Here is a 13352-nt window from a genome sequence, read left to right as displayed (position 1 = left end):
GGTCAGAACTTCTTGTTAGGGAATTCGATGAACAATTGCAGATCATCAACTTCTTTGCGCTCCTCAACGTCGGCAGCGCCTTGTTGTATCTTCTTCCTAGGGCTTCTCGCCTTTTTCTGATGACCCTTACCCTTCGCCGCACTACGCTCATCGATAGGAGGTGCCTGGGGTTCAGTTGCAGGCGTAACTCTTTTCCCGGGGCTTGTGGGTGGAGACAAAGACGAAGCGGAGGACTGCTTAGGTGATTGAGCCGCAGGTGCTTTCTGCGGAGAAGCAGCGGCATATCGACGCGGCCCACGCTCAAACATTACTTGTAGCTCGCCGAATGGATCCCACACTTCGCAGACATCATGTATTTGCGTCTCTTCATTGACCGCAATGGCGTCGAGGCTCAGCGCTGCTACTGTCGCGTTATCGGGCCCACCTAACATCTTTGCCAATTCAGTCAAGCGCCGAACGCAAAAACCAAGGTCAGGGGCATGATGAACAACCTTAGCCAAATATTCGGCGTCGATGAAATGCACACCATCGGAGGTCAGAAGCATTGACCCACTGGAACTGTCGATTGCTGCAATGTGCGGTTCGAGAGCATCGCCGATACCGACAAACTGTAAAAGGTCACGACGGCGACCTCCATCAGATTTCCCAAGCTGTCCGTCAATAGTGTCATCGAGGGAAAGCTGGCTCAGCTTTCCGCTCTCAGCTTGATAAACTCTGCTGTCACCGATACTCAGCCAGTGTGGCGGGCATCCCTTTACCAACAGCGCGGCTACCAAAGTTGAACCGCCTTCGCCGGCAAACTTGGTGTGAACTGCCCGATTTGCGCGGTGCGCGCCGTTCAAGAGCCAACCGCCAGGGTCTCGAGAAAGCTGAGCGTCGCTAACAACTGATTCGATAAGGGTGCCGAGCGTCACAGCCGCGCATTCGGCGCCTTGTTTCATGCCACCGATGCCATCGGCTAGAGCTGCAAGCATGAAGTTAGCTCCGGTGCGGTCACGCCCACGGACAAGCGCCACTCGATCTTGGTTCTCCTCGCGCACGGAGCCAACATCTGTTGCCACAGCTCCGTTGAGTTGCGCAACGCGACGCACTCCAATGCTAGGAGTGCGCCTCATCAACCATGCCGTAAGCATCGCCGCAGGTGTGGTAGGGCTGAAATTCATCCGTCGATTTCTTTGATTCAGAATGCTATTGGAACAATAGTAGCGCGTCCTTTACGCAAGCCCTAGTACGTATTCACAAGTCCGTGCCTACTGCAACCAAGCGTCCTGCCGCAGCAGATCGCCCAAACCCCACCCCAAGTGACCCCCATCACCACCCCTCCCCTCCCCTCCACCACAATGGCTGGCACAAACCCGAGATAGTGAGAGGCGAGGCCATGAAGACAAACGCCATCACGGCATGCCCAGACAAGGGCTCTCAAACACGCCATTGGAGTAACCCGAATCGTCTTCAGGCAGGCTGATTCGAGCCTGCCAACATCTGCATGCAATGGATCTTGGGGCGCAATTGCCGGCAGAGGCCGAAGCAGAGCGGCGGATTCTCTTGAAGCGCGCGTAGAGGCTGCGCGCATGACAGCGCCCCACAAGGCATCCCCTCTGACACGCGCCCCCGATTTCATCGTGACAATGGCCCCTGGGTGCCGGCCGTTGGCGCCCCTCTACCCACTGGTTCAATCAACGCTGGAAGGATGGACTGACCGCGCATGGACAGCAGCACCGCATGGATCACCGAAACCCTCACCCACCCCCTGGCCTGGGCCACCGTGCGCGCCCAGGCCCTGGACGCAAGGGACTGGCTGGTGCTCGCCGGCATCCTCGTCTTCCAGCGCCTGTGCGTACACATCGGCATGTGGTCGTACTGCCTGGCGGTGCTGCCGGGCACTGCGCTGCATGAGGCCATGCACTGGGTCGTGGCGGCGCTGCTGGGCGCCCGGCCCACCATGCCCAACCTGGTGCCGGTGCGTACGCACGGGGGCTGGCGGCTGGGGTCGGTGCGGTTCCAGGCGGGGTACTTGCGCTCGCTGCCCATCGCGCTGGCACCGGTGGCGCTGGCACCCTTGAGCTTCTGGTGGGCCACCACCTTCATGCCCGGAGCCGGGTCGGGGCTCATCTACGGGCTGCATGCCTGGCTGGCCGCATCGGCATTCGGGGCCAGTGTGCCGTCCACGCAGGACTGGTCGGTGGCCGCGCCGGCCTTGCTGGTGGGCGCGGTGGTGGCCGTGACCTTGTGGGTGGTGTTCTGATCGGGCGGCCTGCCTGCCAATCATTGATCGCTCTCGCCAAAGGCTGCGGGTACCATGCCCGCCATGTCGAGCCAGCCTGAACCCCTCAAAGCCAACCCCCTCGGTGCGGGTGTCTTCACCATCGATGGTTTCTTGTCGCCCCAGGAGTGCGCCCAGTACATCGCCGACAGCGAGGGCCTGGGGTACGAAGAGGCGGCGATCCGCACGGACGATGGCGAACTGCTGTACAAGGATGCGCGCAACAACGACCGCGTGATCTTCGAACGGCGTGAGCTGGCCGCCAAGCTGTTCGAGCGGGCGCGCCCGCTGCTGCCGGCGGAGCTGAAAGGCCTGCTGCTGAGCGGGCTCAACGAGCGGTTTCGCTACTACCGGTATGAGAAGGAACAGAAGTTCACCTGGCACCAGGACGGCACCGTGCGCGTGGGGACGGACCAGGAGAGCCTGCTCACCTTCATGGTGTACCTGAACGCCGATTTCGAGGGCGGCAGCACCGACTTTGGCTGGGAGCGCGTGCAGCCCGCGCAGGGCACGGCGCTGGTGTTTCCGCACCGGCTGCGGCACCAGGGATCGGTGGTGACGGGTGGGGTGAAGTACGTGCTGCGCACGGATGTGATGTACCGCGACCCACAGGCCTGACCCAGTTGCCCCTGGTGGCCCGCGCACGGCGGCCCCTACCCGAGCCAGACACACCCCGATACGCTGCGGGAATCTGTCTTACAAGGAAACGCGGGTTTTGCGGCGATAGTGTGGCATCGCTGGCAGGCCTCCTGCGCCCTGTGCATGCCTTTGCACCCCACGGTGCCGCTGTGCCTGCCGTGTGTGCCCAGTGCCGTACCATGAAATCGTCCATCCCAACCGAAGCTGTTTGCCGTGTCCCGTAGCCCCCTCTCGCACACTGCCCTTTTTTCAACGCCGGCCCGATGGTCGGCGTTGCTGCTTTTCAGTGCCGCCTCGTCGCTGCTGCTGCAGGGCTGCAGCCTGCTGCCCGGGCGGGGGGGTGAGGAGGCGCCGCGCGATGCGGCGTCGAGCCCCATCGAGGCGGACAGCGATGGCAGCCCCTCGTTTGCGGTGGAGGTGCGCGGGCCGGACTCGGTGCGAGAGACGCTGGAGCGGCACCTGGAGCTGCAGCGATTTCGCCAGTTGCCCGACCTGCAGGCCAGCGAGCTGCAGCGCCTGCTGGGCGCTGCCGATGCCAATGCGCGCGAGCTGCTGGGCACGCTGGGCTACTTTGCACCCACCATCACGGTGGAGCTGACCGAGACGCCCGATGCCAAGCTGGCACCGCGCACCGTGGTGATCACGGTGGACCCAGGCCCGCAGACGCACATTGCCAAGGCCGATATCACCTTTGCCGAGGCGGTGAGCAACGCGCAGGACGGCGAGGGCCGCGCGCGCCAGCTGAGGCGGGTGCAGAACGGCTGGGGGTTGCCGCCGGGCAAGGCCTTCACCCAGTCGGCGTGGGACGGTGCCAAGAACGATGGCCTGCGCCAGCTGCAGGTGCGCCGCTACCCCACGGCGCGCATCACCAACAGCCGTGCCGAGGTGGATGCCGACAAGCACGAGGCCAACCTGAGCGTGGCCTATGACACCGGGCCGCTATACCGCTTTGGCCCGCTGCGCGTGGATGGCAACCAGCGCTACGACCCCGATGGCGCGCGCCGCCTGGCGCGCCTGCCCACGGGCGCCATTTACGACGAGACGGAGTTGCTGGATGCACAACTGCGCCTGGCCAGCAGCGGCTACTACGACGCGGTGTTTTTGACGCTGGACACCGAGGGCACCGACCCGCTGGCCGTGCCGGTGGTGGCCCAGGTGCGCGAGGCGCAGTTGCAAAAAGTGGTGTTTGGTGCAGGCCTGTCGACCGACAGCGGGCCGCGCCTGACCGTCGACCACATCCACAACCAGATGCCCTTGCTGGGCTGGCGCGCGGTGAGCAAGCTGTCGCTCGACCGCAAGAACAAGCTGCTCAGCACCGAGTGGACCGATCTGCCCGGCGAGAACGGCTGGCGCTGGTTTGCCGGCGGCCAGGTGCAGCGCGAGGACACAGGCGACTACGAGACCAACAGCGCCCGGCTGCGCGGCGGGCGCAGCAAGAGCACCAAGAACATCGACCGCAATTACTTTCTGCAGTACGACTACGCCAAGAGCCAGGGGCTGAACGCCCCGCCCTCGGGCACGGCGCTGAGCGTGAACTACGGCTGGACGGGCCGCTACTTCAACAACAACACCGCCCCCACGCGGGGCCACGGCATTGCGGCCGAACTGGGCGTGGGCACCACCCTCACGCCCGAGCGCGACCCCTTTGTGCGCACGCTGCTGCGCTGGCAGAGCTTCATCGCCGCGGGGCGTGTGGAGGCAGACGACGGTGCATCGCGCGCAGCGCGGCTGTCGGTTCGGGCCGAGGGCGGGGCGGTGTTTGCACGCGAGGGCGCGCAGTTGCCGGTGACGCAGCTCTTTTTGACCGGTGGCGACACCACGGTGCGCGGCTATGGCTACCGCAAGATCGGTGCTCGCACCGACAACGGCCAGCTCTACGGCGGGCGCTACATGGCCGTGGGCAGCCTGGAGTGGCAGCGCCCCATCGTCTACAAGGGCAGCATGACGGACTGGGAGAGCACCCTGTTCGTGGATGCCGGCGCCGTGGCCGACAAGGTGGGTGACCTGGACCCGCGCGTGGGCGTGGGTGCCGGTGTGCGCTGGCGCAGCCCGGTGGGCCCGCTGCAGGCCGACCTGGCCTATGGCGTGCAGGCCAAGGAGCTGCGGCTGCACCTGCGGCTGGGCTTCAGCTTCTGACCGGACCCTTCTCTTTTTACCCCTCACCGCCCGCCTGATCCTCTGACCGATTGATTGATGTCCGCACGCAACCCGCCTTCCTCCGCCACTGCCAACCGCTCGCCCGATTTCAGCGCCGGGTCGTCGGCACCGCCGCCACCGCCGCGCAGGCGCCGCAGTTGGCTGCGGCTGCTGGCCTGGCTGGTGCTGGGCCTGCTGGCGCTGGTGCTGGCCGTGGGCGGGGGCGCGTGGTGGTGGGCGGGCAGCAACACATCGCTGGCCCTGGCGCTGGCGCGGGCCGCGCAGTACTTGCCGGCGGACCAGAAGCTGGAGAGCCGCGACGTGAGCGGATCGCTGCGCGCGGGCGGCAACATTGGCTGGCTGCGCTGGAGCAGCCCTGCCATGGTGGTGGAGGTGGACGGCGCGCGCATCGGCTGGCAACTGGCCCCGCTGCTCAGCCGCAAGGTGGAGCTGGGCGAGGTACATGCCGCGCGCGTGCGCATCACCCCCCAGGCCACGGCGCCCAGCAGCACCGAGCCCCTGAAACCGCTGGAGCAGCTGGTGCTGCCGGTGCAGGTGAGCGTGCCCTTCAAGGTGGACAGCCTGGAGTGGGCGGGCTCGCCCGAGCAGCAGATCAGCCTGGCCGGCCAACCGCCGCAGCAGGAAGGGCGGGCCGGCCGGCCCGCCGTGCAGGCCCAGAACCTGGCCGGCGACTACCGCTACGACGGCAGCGAGCACCACCTGAAGATTGACAATGTGGAGCTGGCCCAGGGCCGCTACAGCGCCCGCGTGAAGCTGCAGGCCCAGGCCCCCATGGCCATCGACGCCACGGTGGACGGCACGGTGCAGACCACGCCCCCGGGCGGCGGCAACCCGCTGCAGGTGGGCGCGCACGCCACGCTGCAGGGCACGCTGGCCACGGCGGCGGCGCAGCTGGAGCTGGCAGCGCGGCTGCAGCCGGTGGCGGTGGCGGCGCAGGCGGCGGCCTCGTCCGCATCGGCACCCGCCGCTGCACCGCGCAAGAACGCGCCCGCAACTGCCGCCAAGGCAAGTGCACCTACAGCCCCCGCCGAGCCCATGCAAGCCGATGTGCAGGCCACCATCCTCCCCTGGGTGCCCCAGCCGCTCAAGCAGGCTGCCGCCACCCTCAAGGCGTTGGACCTGGCGGCCCTGTGGCCCCAGGCGCCACGCACCCTGCTGCATGGCACGGTGAAGGTGGACCCGGTGGCGGCTACGGCTGCTGCCCCTGCTGCCCCTGCCGCCCCTGCCGCACCCTCGGCCCCGGCATCCAGCCCCCCCTCGCCCGCTGCGGCCCCGTCGCTTGCCGGTGTGGGCTGGAACATCGAGGCCGACCTGCGCAACGACCTGCCCGGCCCCTGGGACACCAAACACCTGCCCCTGGCCGCGCTGCAGGCCCGCGCGGGCTTTGACGGCGCGCGCTGGGATGTGCCCGCCGCCACCGCCACCATCGGCACCGGCAAGGCCGCGGGCACCATCGCCCTCAAGGGCCAGTTCACCCCCGCCACCGGCGCGGCCGAAGGCCAGGCCGAGCTGCGCAACCTGCGGCCTGACGCGCTGCACACCGCGCTGGCCGCAGCGCCGCTGGGCGGGCGCATCACGGCCCAGGGCCAGGCAGACCAGGCCGTGCGCTTTACGGCTGATATCCGCGCCACGGGGCCTGCCCCTGCGCAAGCCCCCGTGCAGGCTGCGGGCAAGAAAGGCGCCCCGCTGTTGCGCATCAACACCTTCACCGCGCAGGGCCAGTACCTGGCGCAGACCGGCGGCGGCACGGTGCAACTGGACCGCCTGCTGCTCGACGCCCTGCAGGCCAAGGTCGAGGCCACGCAGTTGCGCGTGGCCATTGGCGAGCAGTCGGCCCAGGGCCAGCTGCGCGCCACGGTGCCGGGCGCCACGGCCAGCGCCAATGGCCAGATCGCACCCACCAAGGGCGCGGGCGAGCTGCAGCTGCAGCTCGCCGATGCCGAGCGCACGCAGGCCTGGCTGGCCAGCCTGCCAGGCCTGGGCGATGCCATGAAAGGTGCCACGGCCAAGGGCCAGGCGCAGATCAATGCGCGCTGGACCGGGGGCTGGCAGACGGCTGCGAGCCAGATCGAAGCCCTGGCGGCCGGCAAGGCCCTGCCAGCAAGCGGCAAAGACGCGAACAACTTCACCCTGCAGGCCCGCGTGAACGCACCCCAGCTCGACGTGGCCCTGCCACCGGGCAAGGGCACTGCAGGGGGTGCAAGCCCCATGTCCGCGATCCAGCTGCGCGGGGTGAATGCCGAGGTGGCGGGCTCGCTCGCCCAGGCCACGTTGGCGCTGGATGGCGAGGCCCGCACCGGCACGCAGTGCGCCACGGTGCGCACGCGCCTGTCGGGCGGCATGGGCGGCGCCAATGAGTGGCAGGCCCAGGTGACCGAGTTGCGCCTGCAGGCGCAGGACACGCAACTGCCCGGCCCCTGGGCTGTGCAGTTGGCCGAGCCGGTGACCGTGAAGCTGCGCATGGGTGCGGCCCCTGCTGCCGCGGCCCCTTCGGCATCGGGCACCACCGCTGCCAGCCCCGGTGCAGCCCTGTCGGTGCAGGCCACGGCCGGCCAGGCGCGCATCACCGGGCCGGTGCCGGGCACCGCCACGCTGCGCTGGCAGCCCATCACCTACGCCGGTGGCGGCGGCAGCCCGCTGCGCCTGCAAACGCAGGGCAGCTTGCAGGGCCTGCCCATGGCCTGGGTGGATGCCTTTGGCGGTGGCAGCGATGCTGCCGGCAAGCCCGCCCAGCCCCTGCTGGCCCGCCTGGGTCTGGCGGGCAACATCGTGTTCGACGGGCAGTGGAACGTGGACACCACCAATGCATTGCGCGCCAGCGCCAGCGTGCGCCGCGCCTCGGGCGACCTGCGCATTCTGGCTGGCGACAGCACGGCCGCCATCACCACCGTGCAGAGCAGCGGCCAGGGCACCGGCGCGGGCAGCCCCAAGGCCACCGTGACCGAAGAGCCCGGCAGCGGCAGCAATGCCGGCGTGCGCCAGGCCGAGCTGAGCCTGGAGGCTGAGGGCGATGCCCTACGCGCCAAGCTGGTGTGGGCCAGCGACCGCGCCGGCGAGGTGGACGCCACGGCCAGCACCCGCCTCACCCTGGGCAGCACCCTGGCACAGACCACGCTGGCGCCCGACGCACCGCTGGCCGCCACCCTGCGCGCTCGCCTGCCCGACGTGGGCGTGTGGTCGGCCCTGGCGCCGCCGGGCTGGCGCGTGCGCGGCACGCTGGATGCCAACGCCACCTTGTCGGGTACCCGCGCCGCGCCGCGCTGGGCCGGCACGCTGGGGGCCGACGAGCTGGCCGTGCGCTCCGTGCTCGACGGGGTGGATCTGCAGGGCGGGCGCCTGCGCGCCGCGCTCAACGGCAACCAGCTCGATATCACCGAGTTTCGCTTGAAGGGCGGCAGCGGCAGCAAGGCGCGCATCCCCGGCTACAGCGGCAACCGCACGGCGGCCCCGCAGGACGGTGGCAGCCTCACCGGCACGGGCCGTGTGACCTGGGGCGATGCGGCAGCCAACAACAACAGTGGCATGTCGGGCCTGGCCATGAGTTTTCAGGCCGAGGCCAAGGCCCTGCAGGTGCTGGGCCGGGCCGACCGGCAGGTCAGCGTGTCGGGCAAGGTGCAGGCGCAGTTGCAGCAGGGCCAGTTCAGCGTGCGCGGGCAGCTGACCACCGACCGCGCCACCATCATCCTGCCCGACGAGACCGCGCCCAGCCTGGGCAGCGACGTGGTGGTGCGGTCCGCCGCCAAGGACCGCGAGGCCCAGGCCAAGGCCCAGGCAGTGGCCAAGGCGACGCAGGCCGCCGCGCAGCCCGCCACCGGCACCACACCCACCACGGCCAAGCCGCCCGACATCGCCATCACGCTGAACCTGGGGCGCGACTTCGCGCTGCAGGGCCAGGGCATCACCACGCGCCTGACAGGCGAACTCGACATCCGCAGCAGCTCCGTGCCCGGCGCGCCCCCGCGCGTGATCGGCGAGGTGCGCACCGAGCAGGGCCGCTACCGCGCCTGGGGCCAGGTGCTGGACGTGGAGACGGGGCTCATCCGCTTCAGCGGCCCGTACAACAACCCCTCGCTCGACATTTTGGCGCTGCGCCCCAACATCAGCGTGCGCGCCGGCGTGCAGGTCAGCGGCTCGGCCCTGGCGCCGCGCGTGCGCCTGTATTCGGACCCCGACCTGCCCGACGCCGAAAAACTCTCGTGGGTGGTGCTGGGCCGCGACGCCGCCGCCGGCGGCGCCGAAGCCGCCGTGCTGCAACAAGCCGCCCTGGCCCTGCTCGGCCGCAAGGGCGGCGGCGGCACCGCCAACGTGGCCAGCCGCCTGGGCCTGGACGAGATCGGCTTCAAGGGCCCGGGTTCGGGCGACGACGCCACCGGCGCGGCGCTGACCTTCGGCAAGCGCCTGTCCACCGACCTGTATGTGACGTACGAGCGCAGCCTGTCGGGCACGCTGGGCACGCTGTACATCTTTTATGACCTGTCGCGCCGCCTGACCCTGCGCGGGCAGACGGGGGCGCAGAGTGCGGTGGACATCATTTACACGCTGAAGTACGACTGATGCGGCTGTGCCTTCAACCGCCTGGCGTCGTTGGTTCGCCTTGCCGTGCAAAGGCACTGTCTGCAGCTTCCCGCCTAGCCATGCGGCTGAAGGCAAAACCGCATGCGGGGGGCCGTTCCATGGCATTGCACGGCGCAAAAGGAAGGCATTGCCGGGACCACCTCGCACTGCCCCTACAATCGCCCGCTGCGTCCTCCTCGTAGTTCACGGAGTCGCTATAGAGGGCGAACAGTCACTCCGTATCAATTTCGTATCACCGGACCGCAGCGCTCGAACGTGACCCCTCGATCCGCTCAGGATTAGAAGTAGAAGCAAAACAACTGTATATTTGCCCAGTGTTTTGCGAAGTCACCCAACTCCGAAAAGACGGGATGCGTCTGCGTCCCGAGGAGTGGCCCGCGCCTGTGCGGGGTGAACTGCAGATGAACTACTGGGACGGCACGCGCAACAGCTCAAGGCGCACGCTGCGGGATGTTGCCTTGATGGTGAGATGGGGCACCAGCACCGTGCCCAACATCCGCATGGCAGATCCCGAATGGATCGACGTGGTTGGCGGCGCGCTGTTGATGCGGGGGATGGGCCTGCACATGGTGGACGGGCGCGTGTACGAGCACGAGGAGGTGTGGCTGATACGGGCCCTGGAGTCGCTGCAGAGCCCACCCCTGCCGCCGTTTGATGCACGCCCCTGGCTCAAGGCCAATCGCCTGCCGGTGGGCGACCCGCCGGCGGTGTACACCTCGGCCCAAGAGCATGCCAAGATTTCAAAGGAGCCACGCTGATGACGCCCCCGACCATCCTGCGCCTGCCCCAGTGGTTTGGCGAGCCAGAACAGATCCTGCTACCGCTGCCGGCGGCCGAGTACCAGGTGCAGCAGGAGCACCCAGACTGGTGGCGCGTGGTGGCCAGGCCGACAGGGCAGACGGTATATTCGGGGTTGGGGCCAATTTGCCTTGAACCGACCAGAGGCGCATCCCCTATACGTTCGTGCGATGGCGCATGACTGCATTCCAGTCAATCGCGTAGCCCGCTGCTTCAAGTTCGCGAGCAACGGCCATCTTCCATGCACCAGCGTCATCGAGTGCCTCCCATACAACTCCGGCGAAATCTGTCGGAATCTCCAGGTCCCCCTTAGCCAATGCGCATACTCTTGCACGAGTCAGTTTGGCCATGAAGTAGCCCAACTCAAGCAGTACGTTTTGGCGAGCTCGCGGCCTTAAGCTCTCTAGGGTCTTGCCCCCAAGGTCGTCACCAGTCAGCAGAACAATGGCGAATCCAACGTCATCATGTGCCTCAATTTTTTCAATAATTGTTCGACCCTGATTGGCCTGCTCACTCAGAATGATTGCCTGAAAGCCCAACCGCTCCACGAACCGCGCGACAAGCTGCTTCGCAGATTCATCATGGCCATGGACGATAAAGATCTTGTTGGACGGTGCTGCGGGTGATGAAGCCGGCTGGCCCGTTACGGTCGCGGGCTCTGCGGCATTGGCGATCTCATCCTCAAGCCATTTGATGGCAGACCGAAGAATATCGATTGCAGCCACCTTACCCTCAGCAAGGAACTTTTGAGCCCGCGCCGCCTGCTGTGCAGCTGGCAGCGGGCCCATCGACATCACTATCTCGCCTCTATCAAGCCTGGTAGCTCGGCGGTAACGCTCATACTCGATGGTGTTGTGGCCAAACACTGAAGTAAGCGTACCTTCAATATTCGCCTCCATGGCCTCTTTGGCAGATGATGATCGGGTAGTGATACCCGATATATCGAACCCCTCGATTTCAGTGATCAACCGCTGCAGTCGCGTAACTCCGCGCTGCATATGTTCCGGACTCAGATGTGCCGAGACAGGCGAAGAAGGCGGGGGAGTGATTTTTCGTGCCATGGCGATTGATAGTGCAAAAGCCCATTGTCTACAAAACTGTAACAACGGGCCATACAAAGATCGCAGCCACACGGTCGTACCGCTCCTGCAGCTAGGCCGCGAGCTCGCGCAGGTGTCGCCTTTGGCGCACGTCGACTTGTCGTGCCGTGTGGCGGTTGCGGGCGGGCCTCCAGGCGCCTCCCACCGGCAAAGTGGTGCGGGCACCTGGCTGCTGCCCATGCAGAGATGGAACCCGGCTGCGCGCGGACGAATATCCTGTGGAAAACCTACTACTCCATCGCTCAAACCCTCGCAGCAAAAAATATTTTTTTGTGCGAAAGCACGAACCACGTCATTCAATAGCCATGCGGCCTACAGAGCGAAATCGTGTCGCATCCCGCATATTCAATGAGATCAGCCGGAAGAACCTAGACTCACATTGGCTTGAAGGGCCACTAGGAAAAAATGTTTTCCACAGCTTGAAACTTGTTGTTTCGGATTCTGGGTAAGTCGGCGGCGGTACACTACCGGTAGCGTATTGAACGCAACTGACACACCATATATAGTGTGCGACAGGCCAGAGACAAAAGAGTCTCCGCAAAGAGATTGGCCGATGGGAAGCTTGCAACAACCCATCGGCCAGATACCGAAGACCGGGTGAGGTATCGGCAGCATTTTTTCCAAAAGCAAGTTGAGTTTACGCTCAACGGTGCTCTGCTGCAATAAATCCCGGTGCTCAAGATGTAAAGGACAAACATGAGCACTACGTCAGATGATCCAACTACCAGCGGACACTGGGTCTACAGCCCATACGTCACGCGCAACGGGAAACGCATCTACCGCAAGGGCGGTGGTGTCTACCGCTTCTGGGTTGAAGATTGAGCGCAACCCGGCCATGCCACCGGCTATGACCGGTGGTTCCGTCTAGCATCGGACACTCTAGCCCTCTGGCCTCGAAGCCAGAGGGCTTTTTACTTTGCAGACGCCGCGCTCAGAAGAGCCCGGCTGGCTCGGCGCTCCGATCCCAGCTGTAGATGATCAGCTCTAAGCGGTCGACCGTCTTAGCACCGCCCCCGACGATGTAAGAGATCGGTACCTCTTCCATCTGAAATTCGGCAAAGCATCGCCGTATATCAGGGTGATCATTGATGCTCAAGATGGCCTTCCCTTTGATGCCCCGCATCAGATCGGCCATCATTTCGTACTCGGCCCATGCAAACGGCACGCCATACCCTTCGGTCTCCCAGTAGGGCGGGTCCAGGTAGAAAAGCGTGTGTGCTCTGTCGTACCGGCGGATGCACTCTTTCCAGTCCAGGCGCTCGACGTACGTGCTGGACAAACGTAGGTGAGCCGCGCTGAGCGTTTCCTCGAGGCGCAACAGATTCATAGGCGGTGCCGTCGTCGCAGTGCCCCAGGTCTGGCCCTGAACCTTGCCACCGAAGGCGTGGTGCTGCAGATAGAAGAACCGGGCCGCCCGCTGTAGGTCGGTCATGGTCTCGGAAGGCGTGTCCTGCATCCACCTGAACACCTCGCGGCTGCTCAGCGCCCATTTGAACTGGCGCACAAACTCCTCAAGGTGGTGCTTGACCACGCGGTAGAGGTTGACCAGCTCGCCGTTCACATCGTTGATGACCTCTACGTCGGCCGGGGGGCGCAGGAAATACAGCGCCGCGCCGCCGGCAAAAACCTCCACGTAACAGGTGTGCGCTGGGAAGCGCGGAATAATGATATCGGCCAGGCGGCGCTTGCCGCCCATCCAAGGAATGATTGGGTTTGCCATTAGGGCTCCAGGGTCGTCGTTTACACTCGCCCCGCCTGTACAGGTGGGCAGGGCCTTGGCTTGACTTACTGGCTTGGACAGTGGTCAGGTGGCCGGTCTG

At 66.0% G+C, this 13352-nt stretch carries 8 protein-coding genes; 5 read left to right on the top strand and 3 right to left on the bottom strand.

The genetic code is table 11. The features are described 5' to 3' along the window. Positions 1–2: 2 nt before the first annotated feature. Positions 3–1163: a PP2C family protein-serine/threonine phosphatase gene (locus ACSQ9E_RS01570; RefSeq protein WP_436216700.1), complete on the bottom strand. Its 1161-nt coding sequence runs from the start codon at positions 1161–1163 to the stop codon at positions 3–5. A gap of 542 nt (positions 1164–1705) precedes the next feature. Here ACSQ9E_RS01570 and ACSQ9E_RS01565 point away from each other — a divergent pair. The 5 genes from ACSQ9E_RS01565 (at position 1706) to ACSQ9E_RS01545 (ending at position 10392) form a co-directional block, all read left to right on the top strand. Beyond that, entirely contained in the window at positions 1706–2245 is a 540-nt protein-coding gene (locus ACSQ9E_RS01565; protein ID WP_436216699.1) for a hypothetical protein, read from the top strand. A gap of 54 nt (positions 2246–2299) precedes the next feature. Next, a complete protein-coding gene (locus ACSQ9E_RS01560; RefSeq protein ID WP_436216698.1) occupies positions 2300–2881 on the top strand; it encodes a 2OG-Fe(II) oxygenase in 582 nt (193 codons plus the stop codon). Positions 2882–3115: 234 nt separating this feature from the next. Then, positions 3116–5038: an autotransporter assembly complex protein TamA gene (locus ACSQ9E_RS01555; RefSeq protein WP_436216697.1), complete on the top strand. Its 1923-nt coding sequence runs from the start codon at positions 3116–3118 to the stop codon at positions 5036–5038. 57 nt (positions 5039–5095) lie between these two features. Next, on the top strand, positions 5096–9613 hold the full coding sequence (locus tag ACSQ9E_RS01550; protein WP_436216696.1) for a translocation/assembly module TamB domain-containing protein: 4518 nt from the start codon (positions 5096–5098) through the stop codon (positions 9611–9613). A gap of 371 nt (positions 9614–9984) precedes the next feature. Beyond that, positions 9985–10392, top strand: coding sequence for a hypothetical protein (locus ACSQ9E_RS01545; protein WP_436216695.1), 408 nt, complete (start codon positions 9985–9987; stop codon positions 10390–10392). A gap of 195 nt (positions 10393–10587) precedes the next feature. Here ACSQ9E_RS01545 and ACSQ9E_RS01540 read toward each other — a convergent pair whose 3' ends face one another. After that, a complete protein-coding gene (locus tag ACSQ9E_RS01540) occupies positions 10588–11493 on the bottom strand; it encodes a TIR domain-containing protein (RefSeq protein WP_436216694.1) in 906 nt (301 codons plus the stop codon). Positions 11494–12463: 970 nt separating this feature from the next. Then, on the bottom strand, positions 12464–13252 hold the full coding sequence (locus ACSQ9E_RS01535; RefSeq protein ID WP_436216693.1) for a DNA adenine methylase: 789 nt from the start codon (positions 13250–13252) through the stop codon (positions 12464–12466). Positions 13253–13352: the final 100 nt, after the last annotated feature.

The organism is Acidovorax sp. LjRoot118, from assembly GCF_964253575.1.
Lineage (GTDB): Bacteria > Pseudomonadota > Gammaproteobacteria > Burkholderiales > Burkholderiaceae_C > Acidovorax.
Note: the sequence above shows the minus strand (reverse complement) of the source record. Positions and strands in the feature narration are given on the sequence as shown.